This is a genomic window from Sphingomonas sp. GV3 (assembly GCF_031082075.1).
GTDB classification, from domain to species: Bacteria; Pseudomonadota; Alphaproteobacteria; order Sphingomonadales; family Sphingomonadaceae; genus Sphingomonas; species Sphingomonas beigongshangi.
The window spans coordinates 922,197-948,127 of record NZ_JARWLE010000001.1; the positions used below are offsets into that span (position 1 = coordinate 922,197).

Genomic DNA, 25,931 nt, shown 5'->3' on the forward strand with positions numbered 1-25,931 from the left:
CGGCCGAGACTAACCGGGCAAGGCTGCCGACGGAAGGGTGCTGGCCAGCCGCATAAAAGTGGCATCCGGCATACGCCTGACATCTTCGCGCAACAATGCCACCCTAGATCAGGTCTGGTCGATGCCCCCCTCCCCCTGTGGGCTCGACGTTCGGTCGCCACCCCTGTCGGCCGATCCTCCCTGAACTACGGGGCAGTCGATCACGGCTGCCCCGATTTTTCCGCGCGACGCGTGGCTGTGCCGCGGTGCAGCCTGCGCTTCGCTCTTGCCCCGCCGCGCGCCGTTCCCTACCTGTTCGCCGGTGACCGACACCGTGACCCCCGTGCAAGATCCGCCGTATCTCAAGGGCCTGAACCCGCCGCAGCGAGAGGCCGTGCTGACCACGGAGGGTCCGGTCCTGATGCTGGCGGGTGCCGGTACAGGCAAGACAGCGGCGCTGACGGCGCGCCTCGCGCATCTTCTCTGGACGCGAAAGGCCTGGCCGTCGGAAATCCTCGCCGTCACCTTCACCAACAAGGCGGCGCGCGAGATGCGCGAACGCGTCGGGCGGCTCGTCGGCGAGGCGGTGGAAGGCATGCCATGGCTCGGCACGTTCCATGCGATCGGCGCGAAGATGTTGCGGCGGCACGCGGAGTTGGTGGGCCTGCAGAGCAACTTCACGATCCTCGATACCGACGACCAGCTGCGCCTGCTCAAGCAGCTGATCGTGGCGGCCGACCTCGACGAGAAGCGCTTTCCCGCGCGCAGCCTCGCCGGCCTCATCGACGACTGGAAGAACAAGGGCCTCGTCCCGGCCGACATCGATGCGGGCGAGAGCGAGCGCTACGCCAACGGGCGCGGCGGCGAACTCTATGCGCAATATCAGGACCGGCTGCGCGCGCTGAATGCCTGCGACTTCGGCGACCTGCTGCTGCACATGCTGACCATCCTGAAGGCGCATCCGGACGTGCTGCGCCTGTATCAGGAACGCTTCCGCTACATCATGGTCGATGAGTATCAGGATACCAACGTCGTCCAGTACCTCTGGCTGCGCCTGTTGGCGCAGGCGCGGCGCAACATCGCCTGCGTCGGCGACGACGACCAGTCGATCTATTCCTGGCGCGGCGCCCAGGTTGAGAACATCCTGCGTTTCGAGCGCGACTTCCCCGGCGCGACGGTAATCAAGCTGGAGCAGAACTACCGATCGACGCCGCACATCCTCGGCGCCGCGTCCGGCGTCATCGCGAACAACGGCGGCCGGCTTGGCAAGACGCTGTGGACGGAGCTCGACGTGGGCGAGAAGGTCCGCGTCATCGGCGTGTGGGACGGGCCGGAAGAGGCGCGCCGCGTCGGCGACGAGATCGAGGCGGCGCGGCGCGGCGGCACCAGCCTGGACCGGATCGCGATCCTCGTCCGCGCGCAGCACCAGACCCGAGAGTTCGAGGACCGGTTCATCGCCATCGGCCTCCCCTATCGGATCGTCGGGGGCTTTCGCTTCTACGAGCGGGCCGAGATCCGTGACGCGCTCGCCTATCTGCGCGTCGTCAACCAGCCGTCAGACGATCTGGCGTTCGAGCGGATCGTCAACGTGCCGAAGAGGGGCCTGGGCGACAAGGCGCTGGCCAAGATCCACCAGCTGGCGCGGCTGGAAGGCCTGCCGCTGACGATCGCGTCTGCGCGCATCCTCGACACGGACGAACTGACGCCCCAGGCACGGCGCGCGCTGGGCAACCTCGTCGGCGACATCGCCCGCTGGCGCGACATGGCGCGCGAGCTGCCGCATGCGGAACTGGCGCGCCAGCTCCTCGACGAGAGCGGCTATACCGCGATGTGGCAGGCGGAAAAGTCGGTCGAGGCGGCGGGACGGCTGGAGAATCTGTCGGAGCTCGTCCGTGCCATGGAGGAGTATGAATCGCTCGGCGCGTTCCTCGAACACGTCAGCCTCGTCATGGACAATGAAGGCGGCGCGCAGGATCCGCAGGTCACGATCATGACGATCCATGCCGCCAAGGGGCTCGAGTTCGACACCGTCTTCCTGGCGGGCTGGGAGGAAGGGCTGTTCCCCTCGCAGCGTTCGCTAGACGAGGGCGGGACGAAGAGCCTGGAGGAGGAGCGTCGGCTCGCCTATGTCGCGATCACCCGCGCACGGTGGCTGGCGGTGATCCTGCACGCGGCCAACCGGCGCATCTATGGGCAATGGACGTCGAGCATTCCCAGCCGCTTCGTCGGCGAGCTGCCGCCGGAGCATGTCGACAGCGAAACCACGATGTCGGGGGGCGAGAGCCTGTGGCGCGCCAATTGGTCGGAACGCGCCGACCCCTTCGCCGACGTCGCGCGCGGGACCGGCCGAGGCCCCGGCTGGCAGCGCGCGGCGGGTTCGGGGTCCGGCTTCACCACGCAACCGACCCGCATCGTCGAAAGCCGCACGAGCGCGGTGAGCCTTGGCAGCAAGGGCCGCAGCGACCTGTCCACGGGCATGCGCGTGTTCCACCAGAAGTTCGGCTATGGCGCGATCGCGGAGATCGAAGGCAACAAGCTGGAAATCGACTTCGAGAGCGCGGGGCGCAAGCGTGTGATGGACAGTTTCGTGACGATCGCGTGATCCTTATCCAAGTCGGCAGATAGGACCGTTCAGGAACCGATCAGGCGGCGCCTGCGTAGTTTGCCGATGTTGCCGGCACCGGCCGGTACCACGAGGAGGAAAAGACATGATCGCTCGCCTGATCGCCGCCGCCGCGGCGGCCGCAACCCTAGCCGCCGCCGCGCCCGTTGCCGCGCAGAGCGGCGCCGACGATGCTCGCTGGGCGGCCGCGCAGGCGCGCTTCGATGCCGAACTTGCCCGTTATCGTGCCGAATTCGATCGCTATCGTGCGTCGCGCGGCAGCTACGGGTCGTATGGCGCCGCGCCGACCGGACCGGGCGGCTATCGCCAGGCGCCGATCCCCGGCTCCTATGACCAGGGTTATGCCGAAGACGATCGCTACGAGAACGGCTATGATCCGGCCCGCTATTATCGGTCGGGCGGCAGCTATCGCGAACGCGTCCTGAGCCCCGACGAGCGCGTCTACGCCGGCAACGATGGCCGTTATTATTGCCGCCGCAGCGACGGCACGACGGGGCTGATCGTCGGCGGCGCCGCCGGTGGTATCCTCGGTAACCTCATCGACGGCGGACACAGCCGCATCGTCGGCACGCTGCTCGGCGGCGCGGCCGGCGCGCTGGCAGGCAAGTCTATCGACCAGAACCAGTCGGAGATCCGCTGCCGCTGATATCGTGGGATTTGGCGTCGGGCGGGCTCAGGCCCGCTCGACGCCGAGCAGCGTCACCCCGGCGTATTTCTCCTGCGCGGGATCGTAGAGCGGACTGGGGAAGAATGGCCGGTCCTGAACGATCGTGGGATCACCGAGACCGTCGAGCTTGAACGTGCCCATCTTCTCCTCGCGCGGGGGCTTGCCGTCGCGGTCGAGGGTGACGGCATCGACATAGACCTCGCCGTGGCGCGTGTAGAGGATGTGCGGCGCGAGCGTGACGACGCCGCGGTTGTAGGTGGCGGTCACGACCCTCAGGCGGACGATCGCCTCGAAAAGGGTCGGCAGAGGTCCGGACGGTGCGCCTTCGCTGGGCTGGGTCATCCTCGTCGCCTTAGTCAATTGCGCTGCGGTGCAGCAAGAACGCTTTTTGCAACGCTGCGTTCATCTGCCGCAACCGGACCCAAGGAGTCGAGCATGAGCGAGACGGCGACGAAGAGCGACCCCGATTTGTGGGAGAAGGTGAAAGCCGAGGTGACCGCCGGCGCAAAAGGAGGACGCAAGGGCCAGTGGTCCGCCCGCAAGGCGCAGCTCGCCGTCGCCGAATACAAGAAGCGGGGCGGCGGATATGAGGGTTCGAAGGACCCGCACAATACGCTCCACGAATGGACGGAAGAGGACTGGGGCACGAAGTCGGGCAAGGAAAGCGCCAGGACCGGCGAGCGATATCTGCCCAAGAAGGCCCGGGATGCGCTGAGCGACGAGGATTACGCCCGGACGACGGCCAAGAAGCGGGCCGACACCCGCAAGGGGCGTCAATTCTCGGCGCAGCCTGACGATGTCGCGGAGAAGACCGCGGCCTATCGCGACCACCGCAGCAAGGCCGATCTCTATGCCGAAGCGAAGAAGCGGGACATCCGCGGCCGGTCGACGATGACCAAGGCCGAGCTCGCGAAGGCGCTGGCATGATCCGCCCCCTCCCGCGAGCGGGAGGGGGAGCTTTGGACTAATCGCCGGCCGGCCCGAGGAGCTTTTGGGCGAAATAGGTCATCTGCAGCGCCTGCAACCGCGCGCCCTGCTCGATGTCGGCATCGCCCGAATGGCCGCCCGCGGTGTCCTCGTAAAACAGGTAAGGCAGATTATATTCCTTGAGCCGGGCGGCAAATTTGCGCGCATGCTGCGGCCCGACTCGATCGTCCTTCGTCGTCGTCCAGATATAGGGCTCCGGATAGGCCGCCCCCTTTCGGATATTCTGATAGGGCGAGATCGTGCGCAGGAACGCGCGCTGCTCCGGCACGTCGACGGAGCCATATTCGTCGACCCAGGACTTGCCCGCCTCGATCTTTTCGTACCGCATCATGTCGAGCAGCGGGACCTGGATGGTCACGGCCTTCCACATGTCGGGATGCTGGTTGAATTCGACGCCCATCAGCAGGCCGCCGTTCGACCCGCCATAGATCCCCAGCTTCTGTGGACTGGTCAGCTTGCGGCTGAACAGGTCCTTCGCGACGCTGGCGAAGTCGTCGTAGATCACCTGGCGCTTGGTCATCCGGCCGGCGTCATGCCATGCCGGGCCAAACTCGCCGCCGCCACGGATGTTGGCGAGGACATAGGCGCCACCGCGCTCCAGCCACAACTTGCCCGTGATCGCCGAATAGCCCGGCAGCATCGGCACCTCGAAGCCGCCATAGGCCGTCATGATCGTCGGGGTCGATCCGTCGAGCGGCATGCCCTTCCGGTGGACGATGAAATAGGGCACCTTGGTCCCGTCGGTCGACGTCGCCTCATGCTGTTCGACCTGCAACCCGCTCGCGTCGAACTTCGCGGGCAGCGTCTTTACCGGCGCACCGGCCCGCGCGGCCGCCGCGTCGAGCGGCAGCAGCGTCGTCGGCGTCAGGAAGCCGGTGACGGTCAGATAGGCATGATCGCTCTTGTCTTCGGCGCTCGCGACACCGAGCGAAGCATTGTCGGGGAGCGCGACCGGCTGCGCCGTCCAGCCGTTCGCCCCCGGTCGGTAGACCGCCGCGCGGCCGCGAACGTTGTCGTTGTAGATCAGGATCAGCGTGTCGCGCGTGGTCACGACCTCGTCGACCGACTGACGCGGATTGGGTGCGAAGACCACCGTCGGGTTCAGCGTCCCCTTCTCGACATCCGCCAGCGGCATGGACGCGATCGCGCCCGCCGGCACCTTGCCCCACGGGTCGCTGGTGCGGAACAGCACGTGTCCGTTAACCATGCCTTCCGGAAAGGTGCGCGCCGGAATGTCGAGCTTGCGCGTCCCGGCCGGCGTCCAGACATAGGTTTCGCCGCCGAAGAAGGTCGTCCGCCGCGTGATCACGACCAGGCGATTGCCTCGCCCGTCGGTGATGACGCCGGCATAGGTGCCGAGCTGGTCGCCGGGCTGGCCGCGGTAGATTTCGCTCGCCGCCTCCAGCGGCTGGCCGCGCTTCACCATCTTGACCACGAACGGATAGCTCGACGCGGTCATCGTCCCCGCCCCCCAGTCGCGGCTGACCAGCAACGTGTCCTTGTCGAGCCAGCTCGCGCCCTGCTTCGACTTCGGCAGCACGAAACCGCCCTCGACGAACCGGCTGCTCGCGAGGTCGAATTCGCGATAGGTGATCGCGTCCTCGCCGCCCTCGGACAGCGCGACCAGGCACAGCCGCTCCTCGGGCTGAAGGCAGGTCGCGCCCTTCCACACCCACTTCTTGCCCTCCGCCTTGGACAGCGCGTCGAGGTCGAGCACGGTCGTCCATCGGGGTGCCGGCTGCGCGTAATCGGCTTCGCTCGTCCAGCGCCAGATGCCCTGCGGATGATCCGCATCGCGCCAGAAATTGTAGATGCGGCCGTACAGCTGGCTCGGCATCGGGATGCGATCCTTGGCGGATGCGATCGCCAGCGCCTCCTTGTAGAAGGTCTGGTAGCGCGGATCGTTCTGCAGTCGCGGCAGCGTGCGGGCGTTCTCCGCCTCGACCCAGGCGAGCGGCTTGGCGCCGTCCTTGTCCTCGAGCCAGACGTAGGGATCGGTATCACTGGTCATGTCCCGGCTCTGCGCGAGCGAGGGCGCCGCGGCAAGCATCGAGGTGGCGATCAGAAGCGCGCGAAAAAGCATAAGGTCCCTCCCAGGCATTATCAGCAGCTTGCCCGTCCGCTCGGGCGCGCGCAATGCGCTTTGCCATGATCGACGGCCTGCCCCTGCCCCGCCGCTACCTCGCCATCGCCGCACTGTCCGCCGGAACCGCGCTCGCCGTCATCGACGGCGGGATCGCGACCGTGGCGCTGCCCACGATTGCCCGCGACCTGCACGTCGCAAGCAGCTCGGTGGTCGCGGTGGTCACCGTCTACCAATTGATCCTGGCAATGATGATCCTGCCCTTCGCCGGCATCGGCGACCGGTTCGGGCTGAAGCGCACCTATCAATTCGGGCAGATCGTCTTCACGATCGCGACGCTGCTCTGCTTCTTCGCCAAGAGCCTGCCCTTCCTGCTCGTCGTCCGCGCCGCGCAGGCACTGGGCGCGGCAGCAGCGCTCAGCGTCTCGTCGGCCCTGATCCGCTCGATCTATCCCGCCAAACAGCTCGGCCGCGGGCTCGGCATCAATTCGGTCGTGGTATCGAGCTCCGCGGCGCTCGCGCCGACATTGGGCGGCCTCGTCCTGTCGATCGCGCCCTGGCCGTGGGTGTTCGCCAGCGCGGTGCCGTTCGCGCTGCTCAGCCTCGCGCTCGGCCGCGCCTTGCCCGCCCCGCGCAGCCATGACGAACCGTTCGACGTGCTCGGCGCGGTGATGTGCGCGAGCATGATCGGCCTCGTCATCGGCGGCGCGGAAAGCGCCGTGCACGGCGACAGCCCGGTCGTTTCCACCGCGATCGTCGCGGTCGGCGCTCTCGTGGGCGTCATCTTCATCCGGCGCGAGCGCGGCGAGGCGAAGCCGATCCTGCCGATCGACCTGCTCGGTCGCCCCGTCATCGCGCTGTCGGCGATCGGTGCGTACACCGCCTTTACCGCGTCGATGACGCTGCTGCTGTCGACGCCCTTCCGGCTTCAGCACGAATTCGGTCTCAGCGCGGCGGAGGTCGGCGCGGCGATCGCGCCCTGGCCGCTCACCAACATGATCGTCGCGCCGCTTGCCGGATGGCTGTCCGATCGCGTGCCCGCGGGGCTGCTCGGCGGCATCGGCATGGCGGTGTCGATCGTCGCACTCGTCCTGATCGCGCTGCTCCCCGCCGATCCGGCCTATATCGACATCGCCTGGCGGATGGCGCTGTGCGGATCGGGTTTCGGCCTGTTCCTGCCGCCCAACGCGCGGCTCATCATCGGCTCCGCCCCCCGCGAGCGCGCCGCCGCGGCGGGCGGCCTCGTCGGCACCGTCCGCCTCGTCGGCCAGACCACGGGCGCGACATTGGTCGCCGCGCTGCTCGCCCTGGGCATCGGCGGCGGCGCCACCCCCCCGCTGATCGCCGCCGGCCTCGCGCTCGTCGCCGGCCTGTGCAGCCTCGCCCGCCTGCGCCCCTCGATCCGTAACCCGCGCAGCGACGAGGCGGAGGATGGCCAGCCGGCGACGCACGTCGCACGCTGAACCTTTCCGTCATGGACGATGTGGCGAACACCATAATTCGCCCTTCACCAGACTTGGGGCATGGCAGGGGCGGTCCGGCAAAGGCAGCCTCCGGCCCGGACGCCAGAGCCCAAGCCGCCGTTGCAGCCCGGGCATTTCGGAATCGATGACGGCGAGCGGATTGCCGTCGCCGTAGCGCGTCGCGCTGCGATAGCGCATCACTTGTCGATAACGGCCATCGCCGCCGATCCGGTCAACGGTCATCCAGAAGCCGAACGGGGCGTCCTGCGTCGGCGTGGCGGTCACGAACGCACCCCGCAGCGGTCCGCGCTCGATATAGCGAACCTCCTGATTGTTGTTGCGCCCGACCTGCCGCGTGAACGCGGTTGCGAAGGCGTCGGCAGCACGGTCGTAGCGAAAGGCGACGACCGCCACCCGCTGATCGCCATTTCCCCCGTGCCTGCTCGCGACTCGCACCAGCAGCAGCGGCAAATCCGGCCTTGGCCGTACGATCCGGACCGTTTCGAGATAATGCGGCTGCGCAAAATCGTCCGGCTTGCCGTCATAAACCAGAGCTTTATCCAGATTTGGCTGGCACGCCGTCGCCGGACCGGCGCTGAAGCAGAGGCGGATGACGCCCGGAATCGCGTCGTCCGGGTCGCCGAGAGGATCGGGAACAGCCGCCCCCTGCGTCGCGACGAACCGCCACGGAGAGCGCGTCGCGAACGACTTGGCGAGGTCGATGGCGGCTATCGTGCGCCCGGCGGCCATGGCCGGACGCAGTGCCGGCCCCGCCCAGCCCTGCGTGCCCCCCGCGAAGAGGAGCAACAGGATGACCGATTGCTTCAGCATCACCCGCTGCCTCCTCGCTCGCCGACGTCAGGCACGCCCGCTCAGAACACCGCCTTCGCCGTCGCCTCGCCCATCATCTCGCGCCGGACGAGCGGGATCGGCGGTCCGCCGTAGCTCAGGAACTGGTCGTGGAACGCCTTCCACGCCTTGCGCCCGCCGCGGCTGGCGGTCCAGTCAGCGCGCAGCTTGCGGATCATCAGCTTGCCCATCGTATAGTTGAGATACGCCGGGTCATAGGTGCCGCGCGCCGCCTGCTGGCGCGAATTGCCCTCGTCCTGATAGCATTGCTCGCGGAACATCTTCAGGCTCTGGTCCTGCGTCATGCCGCGCGCATGGAGGCCGATCGCCGACAGGAAGCGGCAGTCGCGCAGCAGCGCATTGCTGATCTGGCCGACATGCGTTTCGGGATCGCCGTTGTTGAGCCCGGCCTCCCACATCATCTCCTCGGCATAATGCGCCCAGCCCTCGGCAAAGGCATAGCCGACGAACAGCCGGCCGAAGAGCGACGGCGACCGGTTGGCGTGGAGGAACTGCACGAAATGCCCCGGCATCACCTCGTGCACGGAGGTGAAGAGCAGATCCGCCTTGCCGGGCACGAAGGCGTCCTGCGTCTTCTTGTCCCAGGCGGGATCGGGCGGCGAGATGTAATAGACGGAGGGGATGCCCTTATCGAACGGTCCCGGCGGATCGATATAGGCGCTGTTCTGCCGGTTGTAGGGCGGACTCTCCTCGACCTTCGCCTCCTCGGTTCCCGGAATGGTGACGAGGTCGTTCTTGATCACGAAGGCGCGCAGCGTCGGAATCTGGCGGCGGGCCTCCGCCACCGGGCCGTCGGCCGCCTTGTTCGCCCCCATCTTGTCGAAGCATTGCGGTATCGTCTGCCCCGGCGCGAACTGCGCGCAGGCGGCGGTCAGCGCCTGCTGGTTGCGCTGGAGGTCGGCACGGCCCGCCGCCTCGAGCTGCGCGAGCGGCGTGTCGACACCTTCGGTGGCCGAAATCATCCGCTGGAAGCGATCGGCACCGAGCGCGAAATTGCCCGTGGCGCTACCCTTCTGGCTCGCCACCCAGCTACCAAGATCGCGCATCGCCTTGCTCGCATTGGCGGCCGCCTGGTCCAGCTGTTGCTGAAGGCCGGCGTCCTTGACGTCCGCGAAGGCCTTCTTCGCATCGCCGACGTAATAATCGGCAAAGCCGTTGAAGCCGGCCGTGCCGTAATCGACGAAGGACCGCGGCATCGGCGTCTTCAGATTGGCGCGGATGTTCGCCGCGGCGGCGGGCACGCGGGTCAGAAACGCGATCAGCGCCTTCATCCGCGTCGGTGCGTCGGCATAAGGGCGGGCGATATAGACGTTGGGGTCGAGGCCGCCGCCGACATAATAAGCAGGATTGTTATGCGGCTGGTCGGCGTCCTCCAGCCAGAACAGCTTCCCGCGGGCGACCTGGATCAGGTAATCGCGCTCGAACCGCTCCTGCGGCTTCAAAGCGGCATCGGCGAAGCCCTTCGCCGTGTCGATCGCCTGATGAAGGAACGCCGACTGACGCTTGAGCCCCGCCGCGCTCCAGTCGGGCAGCTGGCCGTCGAAATCGTGGCGCCCCTGATACACGGCGTTGGCGGGATCGAGCTTGAACCAGCCTTCGATGAAGCCGTCGCGGAATCGCGACCAGTCGGTCTGCGCGGCCGCGCTGCCCGCAGCGGCCGGTGGCTGGGCCGCGGCCTGTTCGTTGGCCGCATCCTGTACCTTCACCTGGCACGCCGCCGTCGCCACCGCGAGCGCCGCAAGCGAAACAGCCATCCTTAGCCGCATGTCGTCTCCTGATTCGTCCTTCGTTCAGCGATGCTGGCACCGTTGGTACGCTTGCGCCAGCCCAAGACGTTGGAACGGCACCCGATCGGCCTCGTTGCATCTCCGGCAGAAGCCATGGAGATAAAGCAATGCCTTACGTCAAAACGCGCGACGGCACGGACATCTACGTCAAGGATTGGGGCCAGGGGCGTCCCGTCGTGCTGCTGCACGGCTGGCCGCTGTCGGCGGACAGCTGGGACCCGCAGATGATGGCACTTGCCGATGCCGGCTTTCGCGCCATCGCCTATGACCGCCGCGGCTTCGGCCGATCCGGCCAGCCGTGGAGCGGCTACGACTATGACACGCTGACCGACGATCTCGCCGACGTGCTGGAAGCGACGGGCGCCACCGACGGCGTCACGCTGGTCGGCTTCTCGATGGGCGGCGGCGAGGTCGCCCGCTACATGAGCCGCCACGACGGCAAGGGCGTGTCGGCGGCCGCGCTGGTCGCCTCGGTCGTGCCCTATATGCTCAAGACCGACGACAATCCGCACGGCGTGCCGGAGGAAACCTTGCAGCAGATCGGCGCCGGCATCCAAAAGGATCGCGCGGGCTTCTTCCGCGACACCTTCTTCAAGCAGTTCTTCGGCGTCGGCTACATCACCTCGCCGGTGAGCGACGCGGTCCTCGACTGGGCGACCACGACGGCGATGATGGCGGGTCTGAAGCCCACGCTCGCCTGCGCGGAGTCGTTCGGCCATACCGATTTCCGGCCCGACCTCGCCGCCTTCCGCGTGCCGACGCTGATCATTCACGGCACCTCGGACCAGACGGTGCCGATCGACACGTCCGCGCGTGCGGCGGCGGTCGGCATCGCGGACAGCCAGCTGGTCGAATATGACGGCGCGCCGCACGGCCTGTTCGCGACGGAGGGCGAGCGGCTGACGCGCGACCTGCTGACCTTCCTGGGCCGCTGAGGATCTGCCTTCCGCCACGTCGTTCCGGCTCCGGCCGGGCGGCGGGGCGGAAGGCGATATTCCGCGGCTTGCCTGCCCTTCGATCCCGACTACAGTCCGCGCCGCCCCGCCCTCCCTGTACGGAAGCGTCATGACCGATCCCGAAATCTATCCGATCACCGGCGACTGGACGAACGCCAGTCTCGATCCGAAGCGGTACACCGATCTGTACGAGGCGGCGGCGAACGATCCGGGCGGCTTCTGGCTCGACCAGGCTACGAAGCGGCTCGACTGGGTCAAGGCGCCGACGATCGCGGGCGATTGGTCGTTCGCGAAGGCCGACTTCCACATCAAATGGTTCGAGGACGGCGTGCTGAACGTCGCGGCGAACTGCATCGACCGGCATCTCGATGCGCACGGCGACGACATCGCGATCATCTGGGAGCCGGACGAACCGTCGGAGGAGCCTCGGCAGATCAGCTATCGACAGCTCCATGACGAGGTCTGTCGTTTCGCCAACGTGCTGAAGGCGGAGGGCGTCGGCAAGGGCGATCGCGTCACCATCTACATGCCGATGATCCCCGAGGCGGCCTATGCGGTGCTCGCCTGCGCGCGCATCGGCGCGATCCATTCGGTGGTGTTCGCCGGCTTTTCCGCCGACGCGCTGGCCGGACGGATCGAGGATTGCGGATCCAGGATCGTCGTCACCGCGGACGAGGGGCGACGCGGCGGCAAACGGATCAAGCTGAAGGCCTGCGTCGACGAAGCCGCTGCGCGTGCGCCGACGCTAAAGCGCGTCATCGTGGTCCGCGCCACCGGCGGCGACGTGGCGATGACCGATCGCGACATCTGGTACCACGAGGCCGCGGCGAACGCCGGCACGTCCTGTGCGCCCGAGCCGATGGGCGCCGAGGACCCGCTCTTCATCCTCTATACCAGCGGGTCGACGGGCAAGCCCAAGGGGGTTCTGCACACCGGCGGCGGCTATCTGCTCTGGGCCAGCATCACGCACCAATGGGCGTTCGACTACAAGCCGGGCCAGATATTCTGGTGCGCCGCCGACATCGGCTGGGTGACGGGCCACACCTACATCCTCTACGGCCCCCTCGCGAACCGCGCGACGACGCTGATGTACGAAGGGTTGCCCAACTGGCCGGACGCCAGCCGCATCTGGCAGGTCGTCGACCGGCACGAGGTGCACGCTCTGTTCACCGCGCCCACCGCGCTGCGCGCGCTGATGAAAGAGGGGGACGATTTCGTGAAGCGGACCGATCGGTCGAGCCTGAAGGTGCTCGGCTCGGTCGGCGAGCCGATCAATCCCGAGGCGTGGCGCTGGTACCATGACGTCGTCGGCGAGGGCCGCGCGCCGATCGTCGATGCCTGGTGGCAGACGGAGACCGGCGGGATCATGATTGCCCCGCTGCCCGGCGCCGTTCCGATGAAGCCGGGATCGGCATCCAAGCCGTTGCCCGGGGTGACGCCGCAGCTCGTCGACGAAAAAGGATCGCCGCTGGTCGGCAAGGCGGAGGGCAACCTCTGCATCATCCAGAGCTGGCCGGGCCAGATGCGCACCGTCTGGGGCGATCACGAGCGCTTCTTCCAGACCTATTTCACGACCTACGAAGGCAAGTATTTCACCGGCGACGGCTGCCGGCGGGACGCCGACGGCTATTACTGGATCACCGGCCGGGTCGACGACGTGATCAACGTGTCGGGCCACCGCATGGGCACGGCGGAGGTCGAAAGCGCGCTCGTGCTGCACGACGCGGTCGCGGAGGCCGCAGTCGTGGGCATGCCCCACGACGTCAAGGGCCAGGGGATCTACGCCTATGTGACGCTGAACACGGGGCAGGAGGCGTCGGAGACGCTGCGCGGCGACCTCGTCCAATGGGTTCGTCACGAGATCGGCCCGATCGCCACGCCCGACAAGCTGCAATTCGCGCCAGCCCTGCCCAAGACGCGATCGGGCAAGATCATGCGCCGCATCCTGCGCAAGATCGCCGAGGGCGACACCTCGAGTCTCGGCGACACGTCGACGCTCGCGGATCCGGCCGTGGTCGACGACCTCGTCGCCAATCGGGTCGGCTGATCCCTATCGCCGGCGGCATGTCGGCATGCCGGATCGGTGCGGACACCCGATGGTTGGCAGCATCGCGTTCGCCAAATCGGAAGCCGTGAGCGCCGGGGTCGGCCAGGCGCGGTGCCCGGGGATCATCAGTCGCACGGCGTCGATACTCTGGGTACCCGATCCCTGCCCCGCCGACATGCGTGCTTGACGCCTGCCCCCGCATCGCCTCTCTGGTGGACGACTGCGGGAGAGGGTGATGACGATCGCGAACAAGCTCGGCTGGATTGCGGTCGCGCTGATCGGCGCCGGGGCGCTCGGCCTGGTGGCCCTGTCCCGCGGCGAGCATGTCAATGCGGTGTGGATCGTCGTCGCTGCGGTCTGCGTCTATCTGATCGCCTATCGGTTCTATGCGCACTATCTGGCGAAGGTCGTCGTCGGCCTCGACCCAGCGCGCCCTACCCCTGCGATCCGCCGCCCCGACGGGCTCGACTTCGTCGCCACCGACCGGCGAGTCCTGTTCGGCCACCATTTCGCTGCCATCGCGGGCGCGGGTCCGCTCGTCGGCCCCGTGCTCGCCGCGCAGATGGGCTATCTGCCCGGCATGCTGTGGATCCTGTCCGGGGTGGTGCTCGCCGGTGCGGTACAGGACTTCATGATATTGTTCATCTCGATGCGCCGCGACGGGCGCTCGCTCGGCGAACTGATCCGCATGGAAATGGGCGCCATTCCGGGCACGGTCGCGCTCGTCGGCGCCTTCGCGATCATGGTGATCATCCTGGCGGTGCTGGCGCTGATTGTGGTCCGCGCGCTCGCCAATAGCCCATGGGGGTTGTTCACGGTCGCTGCGACGATTCCCCTCGCGATACTCATGGGCCTGTACACGCGCTTCGTCCGCCCGGGAAAGATCGGCGAGGTATCGCTGCTCGGCCTGGTCGGGTTGATCCTCGCGATCATCTATGGCCGCGATGTCGCCGCCTCGACGGTCATGGCACCCTGGTTCACCTACACGCCCGTGCAGCTATGCTGGATCCTGATCGGCTACGGCGCAATCGCCTCGCTGCTCCCCGTGTGGCTGCTGCTGGCGCCGCGCGACTATCTGTCGACCTTCCTCAAGATCGGCGCGATCGCCGCACTCGCGATCGGCATCCTCGTCGTGATGCCCGACATGCGGATGCCGGCGGTCACCCGCTTCATCGACGGCAGCGGTCCCGTCTGGTCCGGTTCGCTCTTTCCTTTCCTATTCATCACGATCGCCTGCGGCGCGGTGTCGGGCTTCCATGCCTTGATCGCGAGCGGCACGACCCCGAAACTGATCGCGAGCGAGGGGGATGCGCGGTTCATCGGCTATGGCGCGATGCTGATGGAAAGCTTCGTCGCGATCATGGCGCTGATCGGCGCCTCCATCATCGATCCCGGCGTCTATTTCGTGATGAACAGTCCCGCGGCGGTGGTGGGCACGGACGCCGCCAGCGCCGCCGCGGCCGTCGGCGCGATGGGCTTTCCGATCGATGCGGCATCGATCGCGCAGACCGCTCGCGACGTCGGCGAGACGACGATCATCAGCCGCGCGGGCGGCGCGCCGACGCTGGCCGTCGGCATGGCGCACATCTTCAGCCGCGTCGTCGGCGGCCAGGCGATGATGGCCTTCTGGTACCATTTCGCGATCCTGTTCGAGGCGCTCTTCATTCTCACCGCGGTCGACGCCGGCACGCGTGCGGGGCGTTTCATGCTGCAGGACCTGATCGGACTGGCCGTTCCATCCTTCCGCAACGCGACCTCCTTCGTGCCGGGCCTGATCGGAACCGCGCTCTGCGTCGCCGCCTGGGGCTTCTTTCTCTACCAGGGCGTGACCGATCCCCTTGGGGGCGTGAACACCCTGTGGCCGCTGTTCGGCATCTCCAACCAGATGCTGGCCGCGGTCGCGCTGACGCTCGCGACGGTGGTGCTGTACCGGATGAAGCGCGAACGCTTCGCCTGGGTGACGATCCTTCCGGCGACCTGGCTGGTGATCTGCACCTCCACCGCCAGCCTGCTCAAGCTGCTGTCGCCCGATCCGCGCGTCGGGTTCCTCGCCCACGCCACGCGCTTCGCGGACGCCGCCGCCCGCGGCGAAATGCTGGCCCCTGCCAAGTCGCTGGCCGAGATGCGCCGGATCGTCATCAACGACCGCATCGACGCGGCGCTCTGCGCGCTGTTCCTCGCCGTGGTGGCGACGATCGTCCTCTATGGCGTACGAACCTGCCTCGGCGCGCGACGCAGCGCCACGCCGACGGTCACCGAAGTACCGCCGACGCTGGCGGCGACCTGACATGCGCTCCTGGCTTTCCCTGATCGCGCAGACCGCCCACGCCATGGTCGGCGTCCCGTCCTATGCCGCCTATGTCGCGCATATGCGCTCGGCACACCCGGAAGCCCCCGTCATGGACGAGGCGACATTCTTCCGCGAGCGGCAACAGGCCCGCTACGGCGGTCGCGGTGGCGGCAAATGCTGCTAGGCGGCGTCTAGCCGAAGGCGAGAATCGCGGCGCAACACAACGTCAACGCGGTTCCGCTCATCCAGCACAGCGACCGGAAACTGCACGCGCACACATGTGGATCCATCCACTCCATGGCACCTCTCCTCCCGTTCTTCGACGGCAGGCCACCAGAATATCACATCCACGATCGTGAAAAAGACAGCGCCCCTAACCCATTCATCCCGCCGCGCTCGCGCTTGAAGCGAATAGGCGCTGTCGGTACAGGAAGCGCATGTCCCCGAACGAATTGCCGGACAGGTCCGCGTCGGACGAGCCCGGTACGAGCGTTCCGCAACGCTACCTGAGACTGCTCGCGGATGTCGCCGAACGGCTGCTGGCCGCCGCTGATCCCGCCGACATGGTCGACGAGATATTCGATCTGATGCGGCGCGAGTTGCGGCTCGACGTCTTCACCAATTATCGCGTGGCGGGTGACCGGCTCGTGCTGGAGGCCCATGGCGGCCTGACCCGCGACGAGCCGGCAAAAATCGCGACGCTGGCTATGGGCGAGGCGATCTGCGGTACGGTCGCGCAGACGCGTCATATCCATCACGCGATCTCGATAAGGACATCGGACGATCCGACCTATGCCTTTGTGCAGTCTCTCGGCCTCGACTGCTACGTCTGCACGCCGCTGATGCACGGAGACGCCCTGTTGGGCACGCTGAGCTTCGGGCGGCGGTGGACGAACCGCTTTTCCGCCGACGAACTCCGCTTCCTGCGCGTCGCCTGCCATTATGTCGCGCTCGCCAAATACCGGCTGCGCGTCGAAGCGGCCCTTCGCGACGGCATGGAGGCGCGCGAGCGGCTGCTGGGCGAGTTGAAGCACCGGGTGCGCAACGCTCTCCAAGTCGCCGTCGGACTCGTCGGGGCGGAGGCGGGCGACCTCGCGTCGGCGGCACAGGCACCGCTGTATCGTGCGGTCGATCGACTGCAGGTGCTCGCGATCGCGCATCGCCCTCTCTACGGCGACCAGCCCGCCGGTCTGGTCGACGTCACCGGCCTGATCGAGGCACTCGTGGAGGATCGCGCCATTCCCGCCGTCCTGGCGGAGACGTCCGCACTGGCACCGCTTCGGGTCGAGACGGCGGCCGCGCTCGCGCTGCTGTTGCATACGCTCACGCTGGGCGTGCCAGCGCATCGTCCGGTCGCGATCCATCTGGCCGGCTCGCAGGACGCGGTGCGCTTACGCCTGGTCGGGATCGCCGCGAACACCGAAGCGTCCCGGATCGCGCGCGGCCTGCTGCATCAGTTGCGGGGGAGGATCACGCCTGCAACGGATGGCATGATCCTGACGTTACCCATGGCCCATGACTGATCACCTACCCGCCCTCAAGCTTCTCGTCGTCGAGGACGAGGCCATGGTCGCGATGCTCGTTGAGGATGCGCTGACGCTGCACGGTCATGCGGTGGTCGGCGTGGCGGACACGCTGGCGATGGCGATCGAGATCGCCGATCGCGAGAACCCCGATCTGGCGCTGTGCGACGTCAAGCTGGCCCTCGGCGACGATGGCGTCGCGGTCGCGCATGCCCTCGCCGCGCGTGGCATACCCAGCATCTTCCTAAGCGGCACCTGCCCGGAGGCGGAGTCGCATGCGCTGATAATCGGCTGCGTCGCCAAGCCTTTTCACAATGCGAGCCTCGGCGACGCTGTGAATGCCGCTTACGCGATCACGCGCGGCGAAACGCCCGCGCGACTGCCGGCGATGCTGACACTCTACTGAGCCGAGATCACCCCCGTGCGGCCCGCGGTCCGTCACCATGCGCATTGACGCGGTCGAGCGCCTCCGCCTCGATCTTGGTGAGTTCGGCCAATGTGGTATCGAGCGCCTGCCGCTGCTGCTCGAGTTCGTCGATCCGCTCGCGGCAGCGGCCGGCCAGCGCGCGCATCTGCTCGAGATGCTGGGGGTCCGCATCGTAGAGATCGAGGAACTCCTCGATGTCCTTGAGCGAGAAGCCGAGCCTTTTGCCGCGCAGGATCAGTTGCATGCGGGCGATCTCGCGTCGGCGATAGACGCGCGTGGTACCGATCCGGCTCGGCTCGATCAGGCCGCGATCCTCATAGAAGCGCAGGGTCCGCGGGGTGATGCCGAGCCGCTCGGCCACCTCCTGGATTCCCTGCAGCTCCGCGCCCTCGTCCGTCATCCAATCCTCCCGTACCGGCCGGCCTATTGTCCGGCCTTGCGCATTTCCTCCTCGACCAGCTCCTTCTTCGAAAGTTTGCCGATCAGGGTCTTGGGCAGAGTGTCGCGTATCTCGACGGCGCGGGGAAGCTCGATCTTGCTGACCTTGTCGCGCAGGAAGTCCCGCAATTGCTCACCCGTCACGGAACCCGGCTCCGCCAGCGTTACGAACGCCTTGGGGCTCTGGCCGCGATAAGGGTCCGGAATGCCGATCACCACCGCCTCGGCGACGGCGGGATGCTCGTACAGCGCCTCCTCGATCACGCGGGGATAGACGTTGTAGCCACCGCACAGGATCATGTCCTTGATCCGGTCGACGATGAACAGATACCCGTCGTCGTCGAGATAGCCGACATCGCCGGTGCGCAATGCGCCGTCGGCGAAGGCGCCCGCCGTCTCGTGCGGCTTGTGCCAATAGCCGCTCATCACCTGCGGCCCGCGGGCGCAGATCTCGCCCTTTTCCCCCTTCGGCATGATGCGCGACGGATCCTCGCGGTCGCGGATCTCGATCGTCGTCCCGGGGAACGGAAGGCCGGCCGACCCCTCCTTGTTGATCCCCTGGAAGGGATTGCAGGTGATGATCGGCGATGCTTCGGACAGGCCATAACCCTCGACCAGCTTCGCGCCGGTACGCTGCTCGAACAGGTGGCGCACCTCGATGGGCAGCGGTGCGCCCCCGGAGATGCAGACCTTGATCGAGGAGAGGTCCGGCACGTCGGCGTCGGACAGGTTAGCCAGCGCATTGTAGATGGTCGGAACGGCCGGGAAGTAGGTCGGCCGCGTCCGTTTGAGCGCCGCCAGCAGCTGCTCCATCTCGAAACGGGGCAGCAGGATCATCTCCGCCCCCACCAGCGTCGAGAAGGTCAGCACGTTGGTCAACGCGAAGACGTGGAACAGCGGCAGCACACCCATCACCCGGTCCTGGTCCGGCGTCTCGCCGCCGACATGGACGAGCATCGCGTCGGTGTTGGCGACGATGTTGGCATGGCTGAGCATCGCGGCCTTGGGCAGGCCCGTCGTGCCACCGGTATATTGCAGCACCGCAACCTCGTCCGGCGACACCGCGACCGCTGCCGGCACCTTACCCTTTGCCATCAGGTCCCGGTAATGGAGGTGCATGGCATCGCGGGGCGCCCGGCCGATCTCCTTGCGCTTCAGCAGCTTGTACGCGACTTTCTTGATCCCCGGCAGGACGTCGGCGATCGGGCAGCTGACCACGTGGCGGATTCCCGTCTCTCGGGAGACCTTGAGCACGCGCGCCTGAATCTCCGCGAGGTCGCAGGTGACGATGATCTCCGCCCCCGAATCGTGAATCAGGTGCGCGAGTTCGCGCTCGACGTAGAGCGGGTTGACGTTGACCACGATCCCGCCCGCCTTCAGCGTCGCGTAGAAGAGTATCGGGTAATAGGGCGTGTTCGGAAGACACAGCGCGACGCGCGTACCCTTCACCACGCCCAGCGCCTGCAATCCCGCGGCAGCGCGATCGACCGCCTCCGCCAGCGCCCCCCAGGTGGTCGTCGCCCCGAGGAAATCGACCGCGACGCGCGTGGGGAATCGCCGGGCCGACGCATCGAGCAGAGCGCCGAGCAGCCGCGGCCGCTCATCGAGCGGCACGCCCCGCTTGATCGACAACGGCCCCTGCTCAACGGCCTCCCCGGCGTCGCTCGGCATCCCGGTCATGTCTGTCCTCTCACGGTTCGGCGCGTCCGACGATGCTTGTCGACGCAGCCCACTTGACGTAATGGGAAGGTATCGCACCTATACGGTACTTCGCAAGTAACGTTATTTGTCAGGGCCGCCGAGGTCCACTTGCTGCCTTTCGAGAGGATATCATGACCAACGTCGTCATCGCCGGATACGCCCGCTCGCCCTTTCATCTCGCCGGCAAGGGCGCGCTCGCCCGCGTGCGGCCCGACGACCTCGCCGCACAGACGATCCGCGGGCTGATCGAGAAGACCAAGGTCGATCCGTCGGAGATCGAGGACATCATCCTGGGCTGCGCCTTCCCCGAGGGCGAACAGGGTCTGAACGTCGCGCGCATGATCGGCCTGCTTGCCGACCTGCCGCTGTCGGTCGGCGGCATGACGGTCAACCGGTTCTGCGGATCGTCGATGAGCGCGATCCACATCGCCGTCGGCCAGATCCAGATCGGCGCGGGCGAGGCGTTCATCTGCGCCGGTCTCGAGTCGATGAGCCGCGTACCGATGGGCGGCTACAATCCGCTGCCGAACCCGACGCTCGCGAAGAAGAATGCCGGCGCGTACATGGGCATGGGCGACACGGCGGAGAATGTCGCGCAGAAGTATCAGATCACCCGGGCGGAGCAGGACGCCTTCGCCGTGAAAAGCCAGCAGAAGGCCGCCGCCGCGCGCGCCGACGGCCGCCTCTCGGACGAGATCGTGGCGATCCAGACCAAGGCGGGTCCTGTCGCGGAGGATGGTACGATCCGTCCCGAGACCACGGTCGAGGCGCTTGCCGGCCTGAAGCCCGCGTTCAACCAGGACGGTTCGGTGACCGCCGGCACCTCGTCGCCGTTGACCGATGGCGCGTCGGCCGTGCTGGTGACCTCCGAAGAATTTGCGCGGAAGCATGGGCTGAAGATCCTCGCACGGATCAAGTCGGTCGGCATTTCCGGCTGCGAGCCCGAGACGATGGGCCTCGGACCGATCGGCGCCTCGAAGAAGGCGCTGGAGCGCGCGGGTCTCTCCGTGGCCGACCTCGACGTCGTCGAGATCAACGAGGCGTTCGCCAGCCAGGCGATCGCCTGCATTCGCGATCTCGGCCTGAAGGACGAGACGATCAACAAGGACGGCGGCGCGATCGCGATCGGCCATCCGCTGGGCGCGACCGGCGCCCGCATCGTCGGCAAGGCCGCCGCGCTGCTGGAGCGCGAGGGCGGCCGCTATGCGCTCGCCACGCAATGCATTGGCGGCGGTCAGGGCATCGCCACGGTTCTGGAGCGCGCGTGACATGAGCGACGCCATCAAAAAGGTCTGCGTGATCGGCGCGGGCGTCATGGGCGCGGGCATCGCCGCGCAGGTCGCCAACGCCGGCGTGCCCGTGCTGCTGCTCGACATCGTGCCCAAGGACGGCACGGACCGTGACGCCGTTGCCAAGGGTGCGGTCGCCAAGATGCTCAAGACCGAGCCTGCCCCCTTCATGTCGAAGGCGGCGGCGAAGCTGGTCGAGACGGGCAACATCGACGATCACCTGGCCCGCGTCGCCGAATGCGACTGGATCGTCGAGGCGATCGTCGAGCGGCTCGACATCAAACAGGCGCTGTACGCCAAGCTCGAACAGTTCAAGCGTCCCGGCACCGCGGTCAGCTCGAACACCTCGACGATCCCGCTCGGCCATCTGGTCGAGGGGCGCGGCGATCAGTTCAAGGCCGACTTCCTGATCACGCACTTCTTCAATCCGCCGCGCTACATGCGGCTGATCGAGATCGTGCGTGGGCCGCATACCGACCCCACCGTCGCCGGACGCGTCGAGGATTTCGTCGACCGCTTCATGGGCAAGCGCATCGTGCGGGCCAAAGACACGCCGGGTTTCATCGCCAATCGCATCGGCACCTATTGGCTGGCCGTCGCGATCAACGCGGCGATGGACCAGGGACTGACGATCGAGGAGGCGGACCAGATCGGCGGCCGTCCGATGGGCGTGCCCAAGACCGGCATCTTCGGCCTCGTCGATCTCGTCGGCGTCGACCTGATGCCGCTTTTGTCGAAGAGCCTGTCGTCGACGCTGCCGGCGGGCGATCCCTATTTCGACACGGTGCGGCCGATGCCGCTCGTCGACAGGATGATCGCCGAGGGCTTCACGGGGCGCAAGGGCAAGGGTGGCTTCTATCGCTTCGACAAGGCGACCAAGACCAAGTTCGCGCTCGATCTCGCCACCGGCGACTATCGCCCGCAGGCGAGCCCGGAAAAGCTGCCGTCGGCGGCGGAGAAGGATCTCGCCGCGCTGATCGCGCTGCCCGGCAAGGCCGGCACCTATGCCTGGACGATCCTCGGCAGCGTGCTCTCTTATGCCGCGATGCTGGTCGGCGAGGCGGCGGACGATGTCGTCGCGATCGATGACGCGATGAAGCTCGGCTACAATTGGAAGTTCGGGCCGTTCGAGCTGATCGACCGGATCGGCGCCGCCCGCCTCGCGGAACGGCTGCGCGCCGAGGGTCGCGCCGTTCCTGCGATCCTGGATATCGCCGGCGACAGACCCTTCTACCGGATCGAGAACGGCACGCGTCAGTATCTCGGCCGCGACGGCGCCTATCATGACATCGTCCGTCCGGACGGCGTGCTCCTGCTCGAGGACGTCAAGCTGCGCGGTGAGCCGTTGCTGAAGAACGGGTCCGCCGCGCTTTGGGACGTCGGCGACGGCGTCGCCGCGCTCGAGTTCACGACCAAGATGAACGCGCTCGACGAGCAGATCATGCAGCTGATCCAGAAGGCGATCCCGCTGGTGAAGGCGCAGTTCAAGGCGCTGGTCATCTACAACGAAGGGTCGAACTTCTCGGCCGGCGCGAACCTCGGCCTCGCCATGTTCACGGTCAACATCGCCGCCTGGGGCGAGGTGGAGAAGCTGATCGCCGCCGGCCAGGCGGCGCTGAAGGCGCTGAAATACGCCCCCTTCCCCGTCGTCGCCGCGCCTGCCGGCATGGCGCTTGGCGGCGGCTGCGAGGTCGTGCTCCACGCCGATGCGGTACAGGCGCATGCCGAAAGCTACATCGGCCTCGTCGAATGCGGCGTCGGCCTGCTGCCCGGCTGGGGCGGCAATGGCGAATTGCTCGACCGGATGGCGAAGGCGCCGATGATGCCGCGCGGGCCGATGCCCGCCGTCGCCAAGGCGTTCGAGACGATCTCGACGGCGCAGGTTTCGAAGTCCGCCGCGCTGGCAAAGGAGATGATGTTCCTGCGCCCGAGCGATGGCATCACGATGAACCGCGACCGGCTGCTCGCGGATGCCAAGGCGAGGGCGCTGGCAATGGTCGACGGCTATGCGGCGCCCGAGAAGCCGACCTTCCGCCTGCCGGGCGAGAGCGGCCGCACGGGTATCGCGGGCGTGGTCGACGGCTTCCGCAAGAAGGGCATGGCGACACCCTATGACGCGGTCGTGTCCGATCGCCTCGCGACCGTCCTGACCGGCGGCGAGGCGGATCTGGTCGACACGGTGACCGAGGACCAACTGCTCAAGCTCGAGCGCCAGGCCTTCATGGCCAGCGTCAAGGACCCGCGCACCCAGGCCCGCGTCGAGCACATGCTCGAAACCGGCAAGCCCTTGCGCAACTGACAGGACTATCCCTCGTCCCGGCGTGTTCCGGGGCGACGGGATCAGAGGATCGAGACGACCATGCAAGTCTACACCGCCCCCCTGCGCGACATGCGTTTCGTGCTGCACGAGCTGTTCGCCGACGACCAGTTCGCGAACCTTCCCGCCTTCGAGGAATTCACGCCCGATCTTTTCGACGCCGTGCTCGAAGAGGCGGCGAAAATGGCGCAGGATATCCTGCTGCCCCTCAACGCCAGCGGCGATGCCGAGGGATGTCGCCTGGAAAATGGCGTCGTCCGCACGCCCGCGGGCTTCAAGGCCGCCTATGACAGCTTCCGCGACGGCGGTTGGGCGGCGCTCGCGTCCGACCCCAGCTGGGGCGGACAAGGACTGCCGGAGAGCCTCAACAAGCTGGTGGAGGAGATGATCTGCTCGGCCAATCTGTCGTTCAGCCTCTATCCCGGCCTCACGCACGGCGCGACCACCGCGATCGAGGGCCATGCCTCGGAGGATCTGAAGCGGGCCTATTTGCCCAAGATGGTCAGCGGCGAATGGTCGGGCACGATGTGTCTGACCGAGTCGCACTGCGGCACCGACCTCGGCCTGCTCCGCACCAAGGCGGTGCCGCAGGCGGACGGCAGCTACAAGGTGAGCGGCGCGAAGATCTTCATCTCCTCGGGCGACCATGACCTGACGGACAATGTCGTCCACCTCGTCCTGGCGCGCCTGCCGGACGGGCCCGCGGGCGTGCGCGGCATCAGCCTGTTCCTCGTGCCGAAATATCTGCCCAACGACGCCGGCGAGCCGGCGAGCGCGAACGGCGTCTCCGTCGCCGGGCTCGAGCACAAGATGGGTCTCAAGGCATCCGCCACCTGCCAGATGGTGTTCGAGGATTCGACCGGCTGGATCGTCGGCGAGCCGGGCAAGGGGCTGGCCGCCATGTTCACGATGATGAACACCGAGCGCGTCTCGGTCGGTATCCAGGGCCTCGGCATCAACGAGATCGCCTATCAGTCCGCCGTTGCCTACGCCAAGGACCGCCTGCAGGGCCGCGCCCTGTCCGGTCCGGCGCGTCCCGACCTCCCCGCCGATCCGATCATCGTCCATCCCGACGTGCGTCGCAGCCTGATGACGATGCGCGCCTATGCCGAAGGATGCCGCATGCTCGGCCAATGGGCGGCGCGGGCGCTAGACGCAGAGAAGCACGCCGCCGATCCCGAGGTGAAGCAGCGCGCGGCCGATTTCGTCGCCCTGGTCACCCCGGTGGTGAAGGCGCTATTCACCGATCTCGCCTTCGAGGCGGCGAACCACGGCGTGCAGGTTCACGGTGGCCACGGCTATATCCGCGAGACAGGCGTGGAGCAGTTCGTCCGCGACGCGCGCATCTGCCAGATCTACGAGGGGACGAACGGGGTGCAGGCGCTCGACCTCGTCGGCCGCAAGATGCCCGCACATATGGGACGCCAGATGCGCCCGTTCTTCCATGCCGTGTCCAACCTGTGCGAAGCGATGGCCGGCGTTCCGGACAAGGCGCTGGCCGGGATGACCGCCGGCCTTCAGCAGGCGTTCGGCGCCCTGCAGCTGTCGACCGCGACGATCGCGCAAAAGGGTATGAAGGACGCGGAGGAAGCCGGCGCTGCGGCGACCGACTATCTGCGCCTGATGGGCCTGGTCGGCATGGGCTATTGTTTTCTCAAGGCCGCGAAAATCGCGACGGACCGGCTGGCGGAAGGCAGCGAGGAGGCCGGCTTCTACCGGGCGAAGCTCGCCACCGCCGGCTTCTTCTTCGACCGCCTGCTGCCGCAGGCGACCGCCGCCTTCCTGGCGATCAAGACCGGCAAGCGCTCCACCATGGCGCTGGAACTCGACGCCTTCTGAGCGTTTGAAGCTTGACAGTACGGCTGACGTGATTAGGCGGGCCTGACATGCCGTATACGGCAGCAGGCTCGCCGAAAGGTTCGTTGAATGACGAATTCGGCACGTCTCGCGGCGACCGCAAGCATGCGGCGTCTTCGCCTTCGGGCCCCTGCCCCGCCGCCCGCGCCCTTTAGCGGACGGCCCGTTCGGAGAGGAGAGTTTTCGCATGTCCCTGCTTCTCGTCGGCGCGCTGCTTGCCGCCGCCCCCATGGCACCCGCCGCGCAGGCCGCCAATGCGGATGCCGCGCTCGGCATGTGGAAGACGGAGACGCGCGGCGGCGTCGTCGAGATCCAGCGCTGCGGCGCCTCGATCTGCGGTCGCATCGTGACCTCCGAGTTGCTGCGGACGGAACCGAATCTCAAGGACAGCAAGAATCCCGACGCCAGCCTTCGCAACCGCCCGCTGAAGGGGCTGCTGATCCTCAGCGGCTTCAAGGCCGATGGCAATGCGTGGAGTGGCGGCACCATCTACAAGGCCGATGACGGCAAGACCTACAAGGCGACGGTGACGCCGATCGACGCCAACACGCTCAAGGTGCGCGGCTGCATCTTCGTCCCGCTCTGCAAGACGCAGACCTGGACCCGCGTCCGCTGATCCTCATTTTC

General features: G+C 67.2%; 20 protein-coding genes. 14 read left to right on the forward strand and 6 right to left on the reverse strand.

Going from position 1 to position 25,931, the window contains the following annotated elements:
* The first annotated feature begins 313 nt into the window (after positions 1–313).
* Positions 314–2,581 (forward strand): ATP-dependent helicase, encoded by a 2,268-nt coding sequence (locus RF701_RS04240; protein ID WP_374758589.1) that lies wholly within the window; start codon positions 314–316, stop codon positions 2,579–2,581.
* Positions 2,582–2,687: 106 nt separating this feature from the next.
* Positions 2,688–3,248: a glycine zipper 2TM domain-containing protein gene (locus RF701_RS04245; protein ID WP_308814184.1), complete on the forward strand. Its 561-nt coding sequence runs from the start codon at positions 2,688–2,690 to the stop codon at positions 3,246–3,248.
* 27 nt (positions 3,249–3,275) lie between these two features.
* Here RF701_RS04245 and RF701_RS04250 read toward each other — a convergent pair whose 3' ends face one another.
* A complete protein-coding gene (locus tag RF701_RS04250) occupies positions 3,276–3,611 on the reverse strand; it encodes a hypothetical protein (protein WP_210358481.1) in 336 nt (111 codons plus the stop codon).
* Between the two features lie 93 nt (positions 3,612–3,704).
* On the opposite strand from RF701_RS04250, the gene RF701_RS04255 reads away from it, so the two are divergent.
* Entirely contained in the window at positions 3,705–4,196 is a 492-nt protein-coding gene (locus RF701_RS04255; RefSeq protein WP_210358480.1) for a hypothetical protein, read from the forward strand.
* Positions 4,197–4,233: 37 nt separating this feature from the next.
* Here the strand turns inward: RF701_RS04255 and RF701_RS04260 are convergent, their stop codons facing one another.
* On the reverse strand, positions 4,234–6,339 hold the full coding sequence (locus RF701_RS04260) for a prolyl oligopeptidase family serine peptidase (RefSeq protein WP_308814185.1): 2,106 nt from the start codon (positions 6,337–6,339) through the stop codon (positions 4,234–4,236).
* A 65-nt stretch (positions 6,340–6,404) separates the two neighbouring features.
* On the opposite strand from RF701_RS04260, the gene RF701_RS04265 reads away from it, so the two are divergent.
* Positions 6,405–7,802 carry an MFS transporter gene (locus RF701_RS04265; protein WP_308814186.1) on the forward strand — a complete coding sequence of 466 codons (1,398 nt, stop codon included), beginning with the start codon at positions 6,405–6,407 and terminating at the stop codon, positions 7,800–7,802.
* 9 nt (positions 7,803–7,811) lie between these two features.
* Here RF701_RS04265 and RF701_RS04270 read toward each other — a convergent pair whose 3' ends face one another.
* On the reverse strand, positions 7,812–8,552 hold the full coding sequence (locus tag RF701_RS04270; RefSeq protein WP_308814187.1) for a hypothetical protein: 741 nt from the start codon (positions 8,550–8,552) through the stop codon (positions 7,812–7,814).
* 122 nt (positions 8,553–8,674) lie between these two features.
* Positions 8,675–10,438 (reverse strand): DUF885 domain-containing protein, encoded by a 1,764-nt coding sequence (locus RF701_RS04275; RefSeq protein WP_374758590.1) that lies wholly within the window; start codon positions 10,436–10,438, stop codon positions 8,675–8,677.
* A gap of 128 nt (positions 10,439–10,566) precedes the next feature.
* Here RF701_RS04275 and RF701_RS04280 point away from each other — a divergent pair, with 128 nt between their 5' ends.
* The 6 genes from RF701_RS04280 (at position 10,567) to RF701_RS04305 (ending at position 17,681) form a co-directional block, all read left to right on the forward strand.
* On the forward strand, positions 10,567–11,394 hold the full coding sequence (locus tag RF701_RS04280) for an alpha/beta fold hydrolase (RefSeq protein WP_203311001.1): 828 nt from the start codon (positions 10,567–10,569) through the stop codon (positions 11,392–11,394).
* A 130-nt stretch (positions 11,395–11,524) separates the two neighbouring features.
* On the forward strand, positions 11,525–13,462 hold the full coding sequence (gene acs / locus RF701_RS04285; RefSeq protein WP_308814189.1) for an acetate--CoA ligase: 1,938 nt from the start codon (positions 11,525–11,527) through the stop codon (positions 13,460–13,462).
* A 235-nt stretch (positions 13,463–13,697) separates the two neighbouring features.
* Positions 13,698–15,749: a carbon starvation CstA family protein gene (locus RF701_RS04290; protein ID WP_308814190.1), complete on the forward strand. Its 2,052-nt coding sequence runs from the start codon at positions 13,698–13,700 to the stop codon at positions 15,747–15,749.
* 1 nt (position 15,750) lies between these two features.
* Complete coding sequence (locus tag RF701_RS04295) at positions 15,751–15,936, forward strand: YbdD/YjiX family protein (protein WP_210358472.1); 186 nt, start codon at positions 15,751–15,753, stop codon at positions 15,934–15,936.
* Between the two features lie 253 nt (positions 15,937–16,189).
* The gene (locus RF701_RS04300; RefSeq protein ID WP_210358471.1) at positions 16,190–17,275 is read left to right on the forward strand and encodes a GAF domain-containing protein; all 1,086 of its coding nucleotides are present in this window, start codon (positions 16,190–16,192) and stop codon (positions 17,273–17,275) included.
* On the forward strand, positions 17,268–17,681 hold the full coding sequence (locus RF701_RS04305) for a response regulator (RefSeq protein WP_210358470.1): 414 nt from the start codon (positions 17,268–17,270) through the stop codon (positions 17,679–17,681). The genes RF701_RS04300 and RF701_RS04305 overlap by 8 nt, the downstream gene beginning before the upstream one ends.
* Before the next feature lie 7 nt (positions 17,682–17,688).
* On the opposite strand, the gene RF701_RS04310 is transcribed toward RF701_RS04305, so the two are convergent.
* Complete coding sequence (locus RF701_RS04310; RefSeq protein ID WP_203310995.1) at positions 17,689–18,102, reverse strand: MerR family DNA-binding transcriptional regulator; 414 nt, start codon at positions 18,100–18,102, stop codon at positions 17,689–17,691.
* A gap of 23 nt (positions 18,103–18,125) precedes the next feature.
* On the reverse strand, positions 18,126–19,820 hold the full coding sequence (locus RF701_RS04315) for a long-chain fatty acid--CoA ligase (protein ID WP_308814191.1): 1,695 nt from the start codon (positions 19,818–19,820) through the stop codon (positions 18,126–18,128).
* 152 nt (positions 19,821–19,972) lie between these two features.
* Between RF701_RS04315 and RF701_RS04320 the strand changes: the two genes are divergently transcribed.
* The 4 genes from RF701_RS04320 (at position 19,973) to RF701_RS04335 (ending at position 25,920) form a co-directional block, all read left to right on the forward strand.
* Entirely contained in the window at positions 19,973–21,109 is a 1,137-nt protein-coding gene (locus RF701_RS04320; protein ID WP_210358469.1) for a thiolase family protein, read from the forward strand.
* Position 21,110: 1 nt separating this feature from the next.
* Positions 21,111–23,429: a 3-hydroxyacyl-CoA dehydrogenase NAD-binding domain-containing protein gene (locus tag RF701_RS04325; RefSeq protein ID WP_308814192.1), complete on the forward strand. Its 2,319-nt coding sequence runs from the start codon at positions 21,111–21,113 to the stop codon at positions 23,427–23,429.
* Between the two features lie 60 nt (positions 23,430–23,489).
* Positions 23,490–25,286, forward strand: a complete 1,797-nt coding sequence (locus tag RF701_RS04330) for an acyl-CoA dehydrogenase C-terminal domain-containing protein (RefSeq protein WP_308814193.1) — start codon at positions 23,490–23,492, stop codon at positions 25,284–25,286.
* 205 nt (positions 25,287–25,491) lie between these two features.
* A complete protein-coding gene (locus tag RF701_RS04335) occupies positions 25,492–25,920 on the forward strand; it encodes a DUF2147 domain-containing protein (RefSeq protein ID WP_203310991.1) in 429 nt (142 codons plus the stop codon).
* Positions 25,921–25,931 lie beyond the last annotated feature (11 nt).

Coding starts and splice junctions, on each gene's coding strand:
- RF701_RS04245 (WP_308814184.1), top strand. CDS start 2,688: ATGATCGCTCGCCTGATCGCCGCCGCCGCGGCGGCCGCAACCCTAGCC.
- RF701_RS04250 (WP_210358481.1), bottom strand. CDS start 3,611: ATGACCCAGCCCAGCGAAGGCGCACCGTCCGGACCTCTGCCGACCCTT.
- RF701_RS04255 (WP_210358480.1), top strand. CDS start 3,705: ATGAGCGAGACGGCGACGAAGAGCGACCCCGATTTGTGGGAGAAGGTG.
- RF701_RS04260 (WP_308814185.1), bottom strand. CDS start 6,339: ATGCTTTTTCGCGCGCTTCTGATCGCCACCTCGATGCTTGCCGCGGCG.
- RF701_RS04265 (WP_308814186.1), top strand. CDS start 6,405: ATGATCGACGGCCTGCCCCTGCCCCGCCGCTACCTCGCCATCGCCGCA.
- RF701_RS04270 (WP_308814187.1), bottom strand. CDS start 8,552: ATGGCCGCCGGGCGCACGATAGCCGCCATCGACCTCGCCAAGTCGTTC.
- RF701_RS04275 (WP_374758590.1), bottom strand. CDS start 10,438: ATGCGGCTAAGGATGGCTGTTTCGCTTGCGGCGCTCGCGGTGGCGACG.
- RF701_RS04280 (WP_203311001.1), top strand. CDS start 10,567: ATGCCTTACGTCAAAACGCGCGACGGCACGGACATCTACGTCAAGGAT.
- acs (WP_308814189.1), top strand. CDS start 11,525: ATGACCGATCCCGAAATCTATCCGATCACCGGCGACTGGACGAACGCC.
- RF701_RS04290 (WP_308814190.1), top strand. CDS start 13,698: ATGACGATCGCGAACAAGCTCGGCTGGATTGCGGTCGCGCTGATCGGC.
- RF701_RS04295 (WP_210358472.1), top strand. CDS start 15,751: ATGCGCTCCTGGCTTTCCCTGATCGCGCAGACCGCCCACGCCATGGTC.
- RF701_RS04300 (WP_210358471.1), top strand. CDS start 16,190: ATGTCCCCGAACGAATTGCCGGACAGGTCCGCGTCGGACGAGCCCGGT.
- RF701_RS04305 (WP_210358470.1), top strand. CDS start 17,268: ATGACTGATCACCTACCCGCCCTCAAGCTTCTCGTCGTCGAGGACGAG.
- RF701_RS04310 (WP_203310995.1), bottom strand. CDS start 18,102: ATGACGGACGAGGGCGCGGAGCTGCAGGGAATCCAGGAGGTGGCCGAG.
- RF701_RS04315 (WP_308814191.1), bottom strand. CDS start 19,820: ATGACCGGGATGCCGAGCGACGCCGGGGAGGCCGTTGAGCAGGGGCCG.
- RF701_RS04320 (WP_210358469.1), top strand. CDS start 19,973: ATGACCAACGTCGTCATCGCCGGATACGCCCGCTCGCCCTTTCATCTC.
- RF701_RS04325 (WP_308814192.1), top strand. CDS start 21,111: ATGAGCGACGCCATCAAAAAGGTCTGCGTGATCGGCGCGGGCGTCATG.
- RF701_RS04330 (WP_308814193.1), top strand. CDS start 23,490: ATGCAAGTCTACACCGCCCCCCTGCGCGACATGCGTTTCGTGCTGCAC.
- RF701_RS04335 (WP_203310991.1), top strand. CDS start 25,492: ATGTCCCTGCTTCTCGTCGGCGCGCTGCTTGCCGCCGCCCCCATGGCA.